The 15,496-nt window shown below is 38.4% G+C and carries 14 protein-coding genes; 12 read left to right on the top strand and 2 right to left on the bottom strand.

Annotated elements, in window-relative coordinates; genetic code table 11:
* The first annotated feature begins 3 nt into the window (after positions 1 to 3).
* The 6 genes from AC503W_RS11095 (at position 4) to AC503W_RS11070 (ending at position 5,235) form a co-directional block, all read left to right on the top strand.
* The gene (locus AC503W_RS11095; protein WP_494914174.1) at positions 4 to 1,893 is read left to right on the top strand and encodes a PTS fructose transporter subunit IIABC; all 1,890 of its coding nucleotides are present in this window, start codon (positions 4 to 6) and stop codon (positions 1,891 to 1,893) included.
* 228 nt (positions 1,894 to 2,121) lie between these two features.
* Positions 2,122 to 2,526, top strand: a complete 405-nt coding sequence (locus tag AC503W_RS11090) for a secondary thiamine-phosphate synthase enzyme YjbQ (protein WP_402868860.1) — start codon at positions 2,122 to 2,124, stop codon at positions 2,524 to 2,526.
* Between the two features lie 27 nt (positions 2,527 to 2,553).
* A complete protein-coding gene (locus tag AC503W_RS11085; RefSeq protein ID WP_403079447.1) occupies positions 2,554 to 3,123 on the top strand; it encodes a GNAT family N-acetyltransferase in 570 nt (189 codons plus the stop codon).
* A 121-nt stretch (positions 3,124 to 3,244) separates the two neighbouring features.
* On the top strand, positions 3,245 to 3,844 hold the full coding sequence (locus AC503W_RS11080; protein ID WP_402868856.1) for a cell wall hydrolase: 600 nt from the start codon (positions 3,245 to 3,247) through the stop codon (positions 3,842 to 3,844).
* Between the two features lie 173 nt (positions 3,845 to 4,017).
* Positions 4,018 to 4,662 carry a PAQR family membrane homeostasis protein TrhA gene (trhA, locus tag AC503W_RS11075; RefSeq protein WP_427688819.1) on the top strand — a complete coding sequence of 215 codons (645 nt, stop codon included), beginning with the start codon at positions 4,018 to 4,020 and terminating at the stop codon, positions 4,660 to 4,662.
* A gap of 90 nt (positions 4,663 to 4,752) precedes the next feature.
* Positions 4,753 to 5,235, top strand: a complete 483-nt coding sequence (locus AC503W_RS11070) for a YusW family protein (protein WP_407408357.1) — start codon at positions 4,753 to 4,755, stop codon at positions 5,233 to 5,235.
* A 280-nt stretch (positions 5,236 to 5,515) separates the two neighbouring features.
* Here AC503W_RS11070 and AC503W_RS11065 read toward each other — a convergent pair whose 3' ends face one another.
* The gene (locus tag AC503W_RS11065; RefSeq protein ID WP_427688817.1) at positions 5,516 to 6,085 is read right to left on the bottom strand and encodes a biotin transporter BioY; all 570 of its coding nucleotides are present in this window, start codon (positions 6,083 to 6,085) and stop codon (positions 5,516 to 5,518) included.
* A gap of 350 nt (positions 6,086 to 6,435) precedes the next feature.
* Positions 6,436 to 7,527: a GntR family transcriptional regulator gene (locus AC503W_RS11060; protein ID WP_427688815.1), complete on the bottom strand. Its 1,092-nt coding sequence runs from the start codon at positions 7,525 to 7,527 to the stop codon at positions 6,436 to 6,438.
* A 353-nt stretch (positions 7,528 to 7,880) separates the two neighbouring features.
* Between AC503W_RS11060 and AC503W_RS11055 the strand changes: the two genes are divergently transcribed.
* The 6 genes from AC503W_RS11055 (at position 7,881) to AC503W_RS11030 (ending at position 15,494) form a co-directional block, all read left to right on the top strand.
* Complete coding sequence (locus tag AC503W_RS11055) at positions 7,881 to 9,491, top strand: xylulokinase (RefSeq protein WP_427688813.1); 1,611 nt, start codon at positions 7,881 to 7,883, stop codon at positions 9,489 to 9,491.
* 23 nt (positions 9,492 to 9,514) lie between these two features.
* Positions 9,515 to 10,210, top strand: a complete 696-nt coding sequence (locus tag AC503W_RS11050) for an L-ribulose-5-phosphate 4-epimerase (RefSeq protein ID WP_402956933.1) — start codon at positions 9,515 to 9,517, stop codon at positions 10,208 to 10,210.
* 52 nt (positions 10,211 to 10,262) lie between these two features.
* Positions 10,263 to 11,687 carry an L-arabinose isomerase gene (gene araA, locus AC503W_RS11045; RefSeq protein WP_427688811.1) on the top strand — a complete coding sequence of 475 codons (1,425 nt, stop codon included), beginning with the start codon at positions 10,263 to 10,265 and terminating at the stop codon, positions 11,685 to 11,687.
* 250 nt (positions 11,688 to 11,937) lie between these two features.
* Positions 11,938 to 13,332 carry a sugar porter family MFS transporter gene (locus tag AC503W_RS11040; protein WP_427688809.1) on the top strand — a complete coding sequence of 465 codons (1,395 nt, stop codon included), beginning with the start codon at positions 11,938 to 11,940 and terminating at the stop codon, positions 13,330 to 13,332.
* A 198-nt stretch (positions 13,333 to 13,530) separates the two neighbouring features.
* The gene (locus tag AC503W_RS11035; RefSeq protein WP_427688807.1) at positions 13,531 to 14,568 is read left to right on the top strand and encodes an aldose epimerase family protein; all 1,038 of its coding nucleotides are present in this window, start codon (positions 13,531 to 13,533) and stop codon (positions 14,566 to 14,568) included.
* Positions 14,569 to 14,975: 407 nt separating this feature from the next.
* Positions 14,976 to 15,494 carry an NfeD family membrane protein gene (locus tag AC503W_RS11030; RefSeq protein WP_402988312.1) on the top strand — a complete coding sequence of 173 codons (519 nt, stop codon included), beginning with the start codon at positions 14,976 to 14,978 and terminating at the stop codon, positions 15,492 to 15,494.
* Positions 15,495 to 15,496 lie beyond the last annotated feature (2 nt).

The following is a 15,496-nucleotide window of genomic DNA, read 5'->3' as shown; positions in this document are numbered from 1 at the left end:
TCTATGAAAATTACAGACTTGTTAAAATTGGATACCATTCTTATAGATTTGCAAAGCGAGACAAAGCTTGGGGTGATAGAAGAATTATCCGCCAAGTTAGCACAAGCTGGACGTTTACATGATGAAGGTGGCTTCAAGGCCGCCATTTTGAAACGTGAAGAGCAAAGTACGACAGGGATAGGTGAGGGAATCGCCATCCCACATGCAAAAACGAGTGCTGTGAAAACGCCGGCCATTTGCTTTGGAAAATCAGTTTCAGGTATTCAATATGAATCGCTTGATGGGCAGCCAGCTCATTTATTTTTCATGATTGCGGCAAGTGAAGCAGCTAATCAGGTTCACTTAGAGACCCTATCTCGATTGTCTTCATTATTAATGGACGCTCAATTCAGGTCTCAATTGGTTTCTGCCACATCAGCTGAAGAAGTGTTGGAGATTATCAATCAAAAAGAACAAGAAGCAGATCAAGACGAAAACGAAAATGAAGAACAGGAAACAAGTAAGATTAGGGATGCTGCAAAAATCTTGGCCGTTACGGCCTGCCCGACAGGAATAGCCCACACTTATATGGCAGCGGATGCTTTAAAGGCTAAGGCGAAAGAAATGGGTCTTGATTTCAAAGTTGAAACCAATGGATCGACAGGTGTAAAAAATAGGTTGAATCCAGCGGAAATTGCCAATGCGGATGTCATTATTGTTGCAGCGGATAAACAAGTGGAGATGGACCGTTTTGACGGTAAGCGGGTTATCATCGTTCCCGTTGCTCATGGGCTCAGGAAGCCGGAGGAGTTACTTAAACGGGCTGTTAACCGGGACGCACCCATTTACAAAGGATCTAAAGAGGAAAGTCGAGAAGGTGAAACTTCAACAAAAGGGAAAATCGATATTTATAAGCATCTGATGAATGGCGTAAGTAATATGCTTCCATTTGTTGTAGGTGGAGGAATCTTAATTGCACTATCCTTCTTTTTTGGATTAGATGCATCCGATCCGACGAAACCGGAATATAATCCGATAGCCAAAGCATTAAGTGATATTGGGGGAGGTACAAGCGGGGCCTTTTTCTTTCTAGTCCCAGTCCTGGCAGGCTTCATTGCCTCAAGTATCGCCGATCGTCCAGGATTTGCCCCAGGTATGGTGGGAGGATTGTTGGCAGCCCAGGCCAATGCTGGCTTCATAGGTGGCCTGATTGCAGGTTTTCTTGCCGGGTATGTTGTTTTAGGATTGAAGAAATTATTCTCTAATTTGCCACAGGCTTTCGAAGGGATTAAACCGGTATTGCTTTATCCGGTGTTCGGAATGTTAATAACAGGCTTGATCATGCTATTCGTTATTAATGAACCGGTGACTGCTCTCAACCAAGGTTTGTCGAATTGGCTTCAGGGCCTATCAGGGACAAACGCCGTTCTTTTAGGGATGATTCTTGCAGGCATGATGGCTGTAGATATGGGGGGCCCTATCAATAAAGCTGCCTTTACCTTTGGGATTGCGGCTATTGAAGCACAAAGCTTCGGCCCTCATGCAGCAGTTATGGCGGGTGGTATGGTACCTCCGCTTGCCATTGCCTTTGCGACTACATTTTTCAAAAGTAAATTTAACGATACAGAAAGGAAATCTGGATTGACAAATTACTTTATGGGAGCCTTTTTCATTACAGAGGGAGCGATTCCATTTGCGGCAGCCGATCCGTTTAGGGTCATTATCAGTAGTGTGATTGGAGCAGCAACGGCGGGTGCTCTAACGATGGCATTCAATGTCACATTGCCGGCACCTCATGGGGGCGTGTTTGTAATACCATTAGTTAACCATCCATTTCTATATTTGTTGGCCATTTTAATAGGCTCACTCATCTCTGGACTTATCTTGGGATTCTGGAAAAGAAAACAGAACTGAAGATTGGCGGATTCAAGAATCTTGAATCCGTCTTTTCAATTTTCCAGACTTTTTAATCGTACAAAGATTCCATATGATTCACTTTTGGGGAAGGTTGTTCCTCGGCCATATTATAGATTGGTTAAAAAGTCTTTATATGACGAATAATAAGCCATTGATAGAGACATAAAAAAGGATGTTTCCCCTAGTTTTTGGGTAGAGAATATAAATAACATAAAAAGGAGAAGGATGACCTTGTTGAAGAAAAACACACTAAAAACCATCAAAAGAGATGATATGATAGATGTTACGACAGAAGTGCAGGCATTTGTAACGGAAAGGGGAATACAAGAAGGTATAGCGCTTGTATATTGTCCACATACTACTGCAGGCATTACAATTAATGAGAATGCGGATCCAGATGTTAAAAAAGATATGCTTAGGAGATGGGATGAGCTTTATCCATGGAATCATACGTTGGATTTACATATGGAAGGGAACACTGCTGCTCATTTAAAGTCCAGCACTGTAGGGTCGTCACAACAAGTTATTATCCATAAAGGTAGTTTGGTCCTTGGTAGATGGCAGGGTATATATTTCTGTGAATTTGATGGTCCTAGAGATCGTCATTACTTCATCAAACTGATTGAGTAAGATAAGGATATGCAGGGGGAAGCAATTTTGATAGATGTTTTGATTACAGGAAAAAAAGTACGGTTGAGGAATGTCCAACAGGACGATTTGAAAACCTTATGGAGTTTAAGGTATGGAGAAGAAAATCCTTTGTGGAAAAAATGGGATACACCATACTCAGCTAATGAAATTATGGATTATCCTACGTACATTAACAATGAGATGAAACTACGGAGATACGATCAAAAATTAGGTGTTTTCTCTGAATTATTAATAGAAAGGGAACACCAAATAATCGGGTCGGTTGTTTATTATTGGGAGAATGAACCAGCAAGATGGCTAGAAATCGGAATTACCATATATGAACCAAGATATTGGAATGGCGGTTATGGAACGGAAGCCATTAGCCTATTCATTCCTTATTTATTTCAAAATTTAACCATTGAAAGGATAGGATTGACGACGTGGTCTGGAAATGAACGAATGATGACGGTCGCTGAAAAAGTAGGAATGCAACTTGAGGGTAGAATAAGGAAATGCATTTATCACGATGGGATTTACTACGATTCCATCAAGATGGGGATGTTACGTGAAGAATGGCAAGCGAGAAATGAATGAACGATAATCACTTTTTTTAAAAATGTAAAAAAACACCTGGATTACCTTGGGAATAATTTGACGCTGTTTTCTCTTTTTTATTCTGTTATTCTAGGGAGGTGCTTAACGAGGAGGTTAAAGGATGAAATTATCAGTTGTATTACCGATGATCATAACTCTTAGTGTCATCATACTTGGACTAGCATTCCCTTGGGAAACCACAAGCAAGGCTTCGAATGGTGCTAAAAAACATGTTATTAAACAAGGTGAATCGATATGGGATATCGCTAAGCAGCATGGAGTTCCAATTCAAACGTTAAAAGAAGTCAATAATAACAAGAATAATGTTGCTGAACCAGGCAAAACATTGATTATTCCGCATTTCATGAATGAAACCGATAAAGAATTATTAGCTAGATTGGTTCATGCTGAGGCAAAAGGTGAGCCATATAGAGGCAAGGTAGAAGTAGCAGGAGTCGTGTTAAATCGTCTTGATAGTGGCGAATTCCCTGAAACAGTAAGAGAAGTGATTTATCAAAAAAATCAATTCTCTCCTGTTGATGATGGTAGCATTAACAAACCTGCTGGAGAAGATGCAGTACGGGCAGTAAATGAAGCAATAGCCATTCACGGCTATACGAATGATGCATTATATTTTTGGAATCCAAGTATATCCGACAGTGTGTGGATGGAAAAATTAGAAGTGGTTAAAATTATCGGTGGCCACCATTTTGCCATTTGATCATGAAGCCTGACCGTCTACGGTCAGGCCTTTTTCAATAAAAGAGTATTTCCTCAAAAACGTTATAGTCGAAAAGGGCTGATGAATGGAATTACTTACTTTAATGCATTCTGGAAGTAGGATATAATTGAAAAGGAAATTGAAAAGTGGTTCAATGAATAAGGAGTTGTAAGATGGCTAATACGCACGTTTATACAAAAAAAGAGGAAGTATTCAATGCAATCACCCATGGAATTGGTGTCTTATTAAGCATTGCCGCTCTTGTTTTATTAATAATTTTCTCTGCTCAACAAGGATCGGCTTCACTCATTGTGATTTCGATCATTTATGGAGTTTCTATGCTCCTTTTATATGTAGCTTCTACTTTAGTGCATAGCTTTCCTGAGGGGAAATTGAAAGACCTTTTTGAGATTTTTGATCACTCGGCCATTTATATATTCATTGCGGGCACGTATACACCAATCATGCTGCTCGTCATTCAAGGGGCTTTAGGATGGACGCTACTGGGAGTTGTATGGGGTGTGGCAGTGGTAGGAGTCATCTTCAAGGCTTTCTTTGTTAAGAAGTTTCTTTATCTATCCACGATTTTATATATCGCAATGGGGTGGATGATTGTACTGGCATGGGGCCCGCTAACCAACACCATGCCAGCAGCAGGCATACAATTACTTATAGCAGGAGGATTACTTTATACTTTCGGTGCCATCTTTTATGTATGGCGTGGTTTTCCTTTTCACCATGCTGTATGGCATCTCTTCGTGCTAGCAGGATCTGTGGCACACTTCTTTGTAGTTTTACTTTATATTATCCCTCTATAACTAGAGGGATTTTCCTTATATAAATAAATTCGTGTTTTAAATTCTACCATTTAGGTAATAGATAAGAAAAGAGATTTAGGAGGAAACCATATGAAGAAATCTTTAAAAGTACTTTCGGTCCCATTTGCTGCTATGCTTGTATTAGCAGGATGTGGAGAAGATGACGAGGTAAAGAATCCGCCGGTACAAGAAAATGAAAACCAAGCGGAAACAAATCCTGAAAAGGGAACAGAAACCAATGAAAAGCTTCCATTTACTTTCAAAGCCTTTAACCTAGAAGTAGATTATAAAGGGAATAACAATGACTATGAAGCGGAATATGATACCATGGGTGCTCAAACGGAAGCTTCTATCGATGATGAATCCAATAAACATGAAGTACATGGTGATGAAGCGATGGAAGAATTGACGCCAATTTTAGAAAAGTTGACGTTCACCCAAGACTCTACGGATGATGAGGTCGTACAAGAAGTGACTAAAGCCTTTAACTTAAAAGAGGATTACCAAGAGTTCGAATTGGAAGTTACGTATAGCGATGGAAAAACAAAGGTATATAAAGTCGTTAATAAATAAAAACAATCGTGATAGAATATATTCAAGAGTTGTCAAATCTTAATTGTTATAGTAAAATGGTGTAGGTAAACAAAGGGGTTTATCATACTTTTACTATGCTATTTAATTCGGGCTTATGGGGATAGGACCGTAGTAAATACATATAAAAAAAGAGTCTTTTTTCTAAAAAGAGTCTTTTTTTATTTTCTGGAAAATAAAGCCCGACTTTAAATATATATAATTAAACGATATAGACAGGGGGTACCAAATCCATGGTATCTACCTGTCTTTATTTTGTCTATTAGGAAATAGAGATATTTTTTTTCGGAAGCATTTTAGCTGAAGCAAGTCTAGCTCGAATGGAAACACCTAACCAGGATGCTAGGAGGGCTTTCAGGATACCTACGATTAAGAATGGTGCGAATCCACTAGCAATGGCAGCTGTCCAAGTTAATGAAGCTGCATATTTTAACCATATTGTTCCAATGGTTAATGTTATCATCATGCCAATGATATTAGCTATGAAAGCAATCGGAAATGTAAAACGGGTTTTTTCCAAAATCCAGCCGGTAATGAAAACAGTAGGGATATAAGACAATAAATAGCCACCGGTAGGACCGAAAATCTTTGCCAGTCCTCCAGACATTTCTGCAAAGACAGGAACACCAGCTGCACCAATGAATAAGTACAAAACTACTGAATAAGTACCATAACGAGCACCCAGGATCGTAGCGGCAAGTCCAACGGCCAGAGTTTGTCCTGTAATAGGCACGAGCGGGAGTGGAATGGTTAGTTGGGAAAGGATTCCGATAATAGCTGCAAATAAGGCTGTGATTATCATCATTCTTAATTTTTCATGACTCGTATTCATAGCGTTTCCCCCTAATGTAAACTAATTTTTTATTTGGTTAACAAATAAAATTTTATTATAGGATGTAAATACTGTCAATATCTTTTGTTTATTAGTTTGAGGGTTAAAGATCGGATTACAAGTAGGTTGGAATTAGGGGGGAGTGTAAATTATATAGGGTTTTATAAGCCTGATATTTAGCTTAACTTGAACAATTATCAATAATACAGGTATAGCTGTATGGTCACCACTTTGTAAATGAGGATGGAATCTTGAAAGAGCAGAAAAATGGATTTCATCATTTGACTGCCTTCACATAGGAATAATCAGAGCCCATGTGAAGATAGTCAATCATTTAAACCAGACTAGATTTATTTTATATCTAGCTTTTTTACAGTTTCCCCTTCAACTAAGACTGGTTGGTAATAGTTTTCATTGGGTAAGTCCTTCTTTCCTTGTAATTTCTTGATCAACCAATCAGCTGCATCATGACCCATTTGTTCTTGTGGGTGTGTTAAAGTCGTTAATTTGATATTAGCATTTTTCGCAATATAAGAATTGTCCTGGCCAATAATTGATAATTGTTCCGGAATGGAAATATCAAGTTGTCTGCATACATTTACTACTTCTAACCCTACCTCGTCGTTATAGCAAACAATGGCAGTCAACATGTCTCTATTTTCGTTTAAGAACCGCTTCAAGTTCTTGTGCAAGTCTAGCTTCGTTTCTGTAGTATATGAAAGCAATTGTTCGGGTTGAAAGCGTAATTTTGCTTCTCCAAGTGCTTTTATATATCCCTTCATTCGATATTTTCCTTGTAAATCATCCATTTTTGATATGAACCCAATTTGGGTGTGTCCATTGGAAATTAATTCTTTTGTCGCGAGATAGCTCGACTGCACATCATCTAGGCAAAAGAAAGGAACTTCTAATTCTTCATAATAAGCGTTAATCATGATGAATGGTACCTCTTGTTCCTTAAATGTTAGGTAGTAAGCAATGTTGGGATTGTATAGATTGCTTTTTGTAGGTTCAACAATCAAACCATCTACGCCAAAAGATAACATCATTTCCAAGGCTTTTTTTTCTTGTTCGACGTCATTATTTGTACTGGCCAATAGTAAGGAATAATTATTTTCATTTAATCTTTTTTCAATTCCGCGGATAATAGAAGGGAAAATGTAATCCGATATGTAGGTCGTGATGACACCAATCGTTTTATATTTGAAATTCCCACCAGACTTTAGTTGATATTGATTACTAACATATGTCCCAGAACCTTTTTCACTTCTTAAGAATCCCTCGTTTGCTAATTCTAAAATGGACTTTCTTACAGTGTGTCGGCTAACGTTGTACATATCTTGCATAACGGACTCAGTAGGAATTTGTTCTCCTATACTATACTCACCTGTAAGGATTTTATTTTTTAAATGATCGACGATTACCTGATACTTTGGTTTCATTAAACCTCACCTCGTTTCGGTTGTTTGCATTCTTATTTATTTTCCTTTTATATTTGTACGTACACATTTTAACATAAGCCTGAGTGGATTAAAACAAATTACCTCAGTTTGTGTATATGTTTTGGATAAAGCTATTAATACCTGATTTTTTACCATATCCTTTACTCCCTATCCCTATTCACTTAATATCCTAGATTCACTGCCTTTGAAGTGAGGATGACGGTTCAACTTAAAAGCTGTGAGTATAATTAATATTGTTTATTGACAAATGTACGTACAAAAAATATAATATATTCATAAATGAATTCAAGCGCCTCCTGTATATTGAAAGCGCTATCGAAAGGGGGATTAACGTGCAATCGAATCGATTAGAAATTATACAAGCGATTAACGAGGGTGATACTTCACTTGGAATCGAATTTGGCTCAACACGTATAAAAGCGGTGTTGATAGATAAACGTTATGAAACAATCGCATCTGGAAGTTATGAGTGGGAAAACCTTCTGGAAGATGGATTTTGGACATACAATTTAGTGGATATAATCACCGGTCTGCAAACAGCTTATAGTGAAATGAAGCAAGAAGTTGAACGAAATTACGGCATAACAATTCGGAAAATTGGATCTATTGGATTCTCTGCAATGATGCATGGTTATATGGCTTTTGACCATACAGGGGAGCTACTTGTTCCGTTTCGAACTTGGCGTAACTCAACAACTGGTGTGGCAGCAAAAGAATTAACTGATCAATTACAATTCAATATCCCTGAACGATGGAGTATTGCCCATCTTTATCAAGCAATATTAAATGAAGAGAAGCATTTGCCGCGTATTGATTGTATTACGACTTTGGCTGGATACATTCACTGGTTATTGACTGGTAATAAAGCAATTGGCATTGGGGATGCTTCAGGGATGTTCCCAATTGATGAATCAACGCATGATTACAATGAGATAATGATCAAGCGTTTTGATGAATTGATTGCTACGAAAGGTTATCCTTGGATGCTTAAAGAGATCCTTCCTAAAGTTTACGTTTCAGGTGAGCAAGCGGGAGAATTAACCGAAGTGGGAGCGAAAATCCTGGATAGGTCCGGGAATTTACAACCAGGCATTCCGATTTGCCCACCAGAAGGCGATGCTGGAACGGGAATGGTTGCTACGAATAGTGTGCAAAAACGTACCGGCAACGTCTCAGTAGGAACTTCCGTTTTTGCCATGATTGTACTAGAGAAAGAGCTTTCAAAAGTATATCCAGAAATTGATATGGTAACTACACCAAACGGAAGTCCAGTTGGGATGGTCCACGCGAATAACTGTTCAAGTGACCTCAATGCATGGTTGGGATTGTTCCGTGAATTTTCTGAGGCAATGGGACAAAAGGTTGAGACAAATAAATTATTTGAAGTAATGTTGAACAAAGCTCTGGAAGCGGATCCAGATGGTGGTGGTTTGCTTAGCTACGGTTATTTCTCAGGTGAAAATATTACAGGATTTGAAAAAGGACGACCACTATTTGTACGCTCGCCTGAGAGTCGTTTCAATTTAGCGAACTTCATGCGGACTCACCTTTTTACTGCTTTCGGTGCTTTAAATATCGGAATGGGTATTTTGACAAAGGAAGAAAATGTTGCGATTGATCGTATTTTAGCTCACGGTGGTTTATTTAAAACCCCACTTGTTGTACAAAAAATCGTTGCCGCTGCAATGAATACGCCAGTATCGGTAATGTCGACAGCAGGTGAAGGTGGACCGTGGGGAATGGCGATTCTTGCCTCTTACATGTTGAATAAAAATCAAAAAGAAAGTTTAGAAGACTTCCTCGACCAAAAAGTATTCAAAGATATGGATGGGCAAGAAATTTATCCTGACCAAGTAGATATTGAAGGATATGAAACATTTATTGAAAGATACAGGAAGGGCTTAGTAATTGAGCAGGCAGCTGTTGACAATTTGATGTTATGAGTTGGAAAACTGGAGGGGTTGGCGTGTTAGAACAACTGAAAGAAGAGGTATATCAAGCAAATTTAGACTTGCCTAAATATGGTCTCGTGAAATATACATGGGGAAATGCAAGTGCCATTGACCGTGAAAGTGGTTTATTTGTTATCAAACCTAGTGGTGTTGATTACGAAACAATGAAAGCCAGCGATATGGTAGTTGTCGATTTAGATGGCAATGTTGTTGAGGGAGAGCTGAGGCCTTCATCAGATACAGCGACTCACGCAGTACTTTATAAATATTACCAAGAAATTGGCGGCATTGTTCATACTCATTCAACTTGGGCGACAATCTGGGCTCAAGCAGGCCTTGATGTTCCAGCGATGGGGACTACTCATGCAGATACATTTTACGGATCGGTCCCTTGTGCGCGCTATCTAACACAAGAGGAAATTGATCGTGGGTACGAAGTGGAGACTGGGAAGGTAATCATCGAAACATTCGAAGAGCGTGGGTTGGACATTTTAGCCGTTCCTGGCGTATTACTTCATGGTCATGGACCGTTTACATGGGGTAAAGATGCAAAATCCGCTGTCATGAACAGTGTGGTCTTGGATGAAGTTTCGAAAATGAATTTATTCACAAGGGAATTAAATCATTTTGCGAAAGAATTACCACAAAATATTTTGGATAAACATTATTTACGAAAACATGGAAAAAATGCTTATTATGGTCAAAAGTAAGATTTAACTCTACCAAGTTATCAAACCAGTAGATTAAGAAAAGAGGGTTATTATGTTAACAACAGAAACAAAGGAATTTTGGTTTGTCGTTGGATCACAACATCTATATGGAGAAGATGCGTTAGCGCAAGTCAAGGCGCATGCACAAACGATAACCGATGCATTAAATGAATGCGGCATTCTGCCTTACCCAATTGTTTTGCAAGATCTAGCTGTTAGTGCAGATAGAATAACAAACATCATGAAAGAAGCCAACTATCGTGATGAAGTTGCCGGAGTCATTACTTGGATGCATACTTTTTCACCTGCGAAAATGTGGATTCGTGGAACAAAATTATTACAAAAACCATTACTTCATTTAGCCACTCAATTCAACGAAAGCATTCCATGGGCTACGATAGATATGGACTTTATGAACTTAAACCAATCCGCTCATGGTGACCGTGAATATGGTTTTATCAATGCCCGTCTGAACAAACAAAACAAAGTGGTTGTAGGTTATTGGGAGCGTCCTGAAGTGCGACAACAAATTGCACAATGGATGGACGTAGCGGTTGCTTATAACGAGAGCTTCAACATTAAGGTCGCTCGTTTTGGAGATAACATGCGAAACGTTGGCGTAACTGAAGGGGATAAAATTGAAGCACAAATCCAATTTGGCTGGACAGTTGACTATTTTGGAATAGGGGATCTTGTTCAATATGTAAATGCAGTTACGGATGAAGAAATTGATGCATTATTTGCAGAATATGAAGGACTTTATGAATTTGAATATGGTACATACAGTAGGGAAGATTGGGAAAAGAGCGTAAAGGTACAGGCAAGCTATGAAATTGCAATTAAACGTTTCCTTGATGACGGTGGTTATACGGCATTCACAACGAATTTCGAAGACTTATATGGAATGAAACAGCTTCCTGGTCTTGCCGTCCAACGTTTGATGGCGCAGGGATATGGCTTTGCGGGTGAAGGAGATTGGAAGACGGCAGCACTTGATCGCTTACTGAAAGTGATGAGCCATAACCAATCAACTGGCTTTATGGAGGATTACACATATGAATTAGCTGCCGGACAAGAATCAATCCTACAGTCACATATGCTTGAAGTCGATCCAACTTTAGCAAGCAATAAACCGAAAATGGTCGTATCTCCATTAGGTATAGGCGATCGTGAAGATCCGGCACGTTTAGTATTCGATGGTAAAGCGGGAGACGGTGTCGTTGTTTCCATGGCTGACTTTGGTACAAATTATAAACTTTTAATTAATGAAGTTTCTGCTTTTGAACCTTCTGTTCCAGCACCAAACCTTCCAGTTGCCCGTGTACTTTGGGAAGTGAAGCCAAACTTCCAAGATGGAGTGAAAGCTTGGATCGAGAATGGTGGGGGCCACCATACAGTTGTGTCATTGAATTTAACAACAGACCAAATCATAACCTATGCAAAATTAGTTGGTTTGGATTACGTAATTATTAAGTAATGTTTTTCCCTCCTCGGGAGATTGGCTTCCGAGGAGGGGAAAATTAGATTCGTAAATCCTGAAATTATTTTGTAGGCGTGCTTTATTTTTTAGGGTAAGATGAAAGCGTTTTATTGACTGAATAATGACACAGAATTCATCCTTATAAGCAATAGTTGTAAACTATTAGGGTTTCTTAAAAAGAAATTAATACTTTTATAGTATAGGGATTTTTTGAATGTAATTTTATAACCTTTGGGAGGAAACATTAATGGTTAATGAAAAGAAAATCTCAAGTGGATTCATTTATTTTTTTGGGGCATTTGGAGGCATTCTCTTCGGTTATGATATCGGCGTTATGACGGGTGCTTTGCCTTTTTTGCAACATGATTGGAATCTTCAAAACAACCCTAGTGCTATAGGTTGGATCACCTCTTCCTTGATGTTTGGAGCTATTTTTGGTGGTGCCCTGGCTGGACAACTTTCAGATCGTTTAGGACGGCGCAAAATGATTTTAATATCTTCTATCATTTTTGCTTTTGGGTCTATTTTAGCAGGTGTATCCCCTCATAAAGGGATTCTATTTATGATTGTTGCTCGTATTTTATTAGGGATAGCTGTTGGTGCTGCCTCTGCCTTAGTCCCAGCCTATATGTCTGAAATGGCACCTGCCCGTTTACGTGGACGGTTGTCCGGAATTAATCAAACAATGATTGTTTCCGGAATGTTACTTTCGTACATTATTGCTTATCTATTGAAAGACTTACCAGGTACCATGGCATGGCGTTTGATGCTAAGTTTGGCTGCGGTACCTGCTTTAATTTTGTTTATCGGGGTGTTAAGGTTACCGGAATCACCACGCTTTTTGATTAAGAATAATAAGATTAATGAAGCACGTAAAGTGTTGAGCTATATTCGCTCTAACAAAGAACAAATTGATTCTGAAATAAAACAAATTCAAGACACTGCAAAAGAGGAAACGAAAGTAAATCAAAAAGCGTCATGGGGAACCCTTTTAAGCAGTAAATACCGTTATCTAGTAATTGCTGGGGTCGGGGTAGCTGCGTTTCAACAATTCCAGGGAGCAAACGCAATTTTTTATTATATTCCTATGATTGTAGAAAAAGCAACAGGGCATGAAGCCAGCTCAGTATTGATGTGGCCAATTATTCAAGGGGTTATACTCGTATTAGGTTCATTATTATTCTTAATGATTGCTGATAAATTCAATCGCCGTACTTTATTAACGATAGGCGGAACTATTATGGGGCTATCCTTTATTTTGCCCGCAATATTGAATGTATTAATTCCTGATGCAAATCCGATGATGATGGTTGTTTTTTTAAGTATTTATGTTGCGCTATATTCATTCACGTGGGCGCCTTTAACATGGGTTATCGTTGGAGAAATTTTCCCACTGGCGATTCGCGGGCGTGCATCCGGGTTAGCTTCATCATTTAACTGGATTGGATCTTTCTTGGTTGGATTACTATTCCCTATCATGACAGCAACGATTTCTCAAGAAGCTGTTTTTGCAATATTCGGTGTTATATGTTTGCTTGGTGTTCTATTTATCCGGACATGTGTTCCTGAAACTCGAGGTCATTCTTTAGAGGAAATTGAAAAAAACGGATCAATAAAACCAGCCAAGGGAGAAAGCGCTTAAATTTCAACTATGATTTTTGGAGCCAGTTAAATCAGGAATTCATATGGTACTCTGGTCATTATAATCTATAGGTACATCATGAACTTTTATGATTCCTAACAAAAGGCCGAAGTGAATACTTCGGGCTTTTGTCTTTTCACTTTAAAAAAATTAACTTATCATTATAAAAAAGAATTTAATAGGGTAGGAGCCGATATTATGAAAGTATCACATAGCTCATTTGGAAATAATATTTTGCTGTTTACTATGGAAAATGATCATGGTATAAGAATGGAAGTTACAAACTTTGGAGCAAGAATCGTCAATCTTTTCGTTCTTACGGAATCAGGTCCCACTAATATCGTATTGGGATTTGACACGATAGAGGATTATCAAAAAGAAACATATTATGGAGCTACAATAGGTAGAGTGGCTGGGAGAATTAAAAATGGTGAGTTTTCCATTGGTGAATCCCGTTATAAAACATCCGTCAATCAATTAGGGAATACATTACACGGTGGCAATCCCGGATTCGATGAAAAAATATGGGATTATGAAGTGAAGGAGAATGATGAAAGTGCGTCAATCACTTTTTCAACTCACTCACCTGATGGAGAAAATGGCTTTCCGGGGAATTTGAAAGTAAGTGTGACGTATACATTGGATAACTTAAATACTTGGTCAGTGAACTATCAAGCAAAAAGTGATAAAGACACAATTTTTAATCCGACCAATCACGTCTATTTTAACTTAACAGGGCACCCTAGCAATCCAATCGATAATCATTTCTTACAAATCTTTTCTGAAGAGTTTGCGCCAGTAAATGAAGATACCACGGTTACTGGGGAAAAGCGAAGCACGATTGGCACGCCTTATGACTTTCGTACGCCAAAGGAATTACGTTCAACCTTTGAAGCTATTGACGCAGAGGTTGAAAAGGTTCAAGGGATCGATCATCCATTTTTCCTTACCTCTTCAGGAATTCAGCAAATTGCAGCCAAATTAATTAGTCCTGACGGGAAAATAACAGTCGAGGTATACACAGATGAACCTGCAGTTGTCATTTACACGGCAAACTTTGTGAAAGGTGTTCCACTGATGCATGGAGAAAAATTAAGTCAACATGGTGGAATAACGTTTGAAACCCAAGCTGCTCCAGGAGCGGAGGAATTTGAAGGTTTTGGAGATATTCTGCTTTTGGCAGGCGAAAGTTATACGTCCCAAACAAAGTTTAAAATCGAGGTTAGCCCCCGTTAAGTTGAAGTTTCTAACATACGTGAGGAAGTTCACAAGAGAATATTAAACACGTAGCACCTCCTGAGGACAATTAATCATAGGAGGTGCTTTATTTATGCCACGATAAAATAAAACAATTTCCCCGTACATTATTTCTATAGTATCCTCAAAATGAATATTGAAAAAAATGACGAACACTTTATATTCCTATCGAAATTGAGCAATTGTAGTAGGTCCGAATTAAGGGGTATTTATTATAAATGTGAAACCTTTCCTGCTTTCATTCGTATTAATGGTAATTAAAGTATAATATGGGTTTAAACCCTAATATATAAATGGTATCAAATGAAAAGAAAGAGGAGGTAGCGGCTAAATTAAATGATGCTCATTTTTTGTGGGGAAGAAAACCTTATGTAAGGGATGAAAATATGGAGTTGTATGGAGTACCACTAGAAACCGTCTATCTATATGGATTAATTTTATCTGGAGGACTGACATTTTTAATCATTTTGTTTAATGATGTATTTTCTGGATTAGAACTTCCGGATATTTTTAATCCTACTTTGATTTTTAGTTTTTTGACGATTTTTTTTGCAAGTGGCTTTCTGTTTGAATCAGTTACAGATCTCCATGCCGGTGTGATTGTAAGCCTTTCTTTTTTACTGGCATTAACAACCGTCACATTATTGAATGTGTTTGTTTTGATTCCCGTTTCAAGGGCGGAGTCAAGCTTAACCTTTCATGATCATGATTTGAGGGGAAGGGTGGGACTTGTCTTAACGACAGTTCCGGTAGACGGGTTTGGCGAAGTGTTAATACAGAGTAATAGCGGCAGTATTTCTAAGACTGCGGCAAGTTTCAAAAATGAACAAATCGCTTCAGAAACTAAAGTCTTGATCATTGAGGTGAAAAATGGGGTTGTCTATGTCATGCCCCATTATAATTAAAG

This window comes from Peribacillus suis, assembly GCF_059384845.1.
This window is presented reverse-complemented; position numbering and strand designations above follow the sequence as displayed.

Coding starts and splice junctions, on each gene's coding strand:
- AC503W_RS11095 (WP_494914174.1), top strand. CDS start 4: ATGAAAATTACAGACTTGTTAAAATTGGATACCATTCTTATAGATTTG.
- AC503W_RS11090 (WP_402868860.1), top strand. CDS start 2,122: ATGACCTTGTTGAAGAAAAACACACTAAAAACCATCAAAAGAGATGAT.
- AC503W_RS11080 (WP_402868856.1), top strand. CDS start 3,245: ATGAAATTATCAGTTGTATTACCGATGATCATAACTCTTAGTGTCATC.
- trhA (WP_427688819.1), top strand. CDS start 4,018: ATGGCTAATACGCACGTTTATACAAAAAAAGAGGAAGTATTCAATGCA.
- AC503W_RS11070 (WP_407408357.1), top strand. CDS start 4,753: ATGAAGAAATCTTTAAAAGTACTTTCGGTCCCATTTGCTGCTATGCTT.
- AC503W_RS11065 (WP_427688817.1), bottom strand. CDS start 6,085: ATGAATACGAGTCATGAAAAATTAAGAATGATGATAATCACAGCCTTA.
- AC503W_RS11060 (WP_427688815.1), bottom strand. CDS start 7,527: ATGAAACCAAAGTATCAGGTAATCGTCGATCATTTAAAAAATAAAATC.
- araA (WP_427688811.1), top strand. CDS start 10,263: ATGTTAACAACAGAAACAAAGGAATTTTGGTTTGTCGTTGGATCACAA.
- AC503W_RS11040 (WP_427688809.1), top strand. CDS start 11,938: ATGGTTAATGAAAAGAAAATCTCAAGTGGATTCATTTATTTTTTTGGG.
- AC503W_RS11035 (WP_427688807.1), top strand. CDS start 13,531: ATGAAAGTATCACATAGCTCATTTGGAAATAATATTTTGCTGTTTACT.
- AC503W_RS11030 (WP_402988312.1), top strand. CDS start 14,976: ATGGAGTTGTATGGAGTACCACTAGAAACCGTCTATCTATATGGATTA.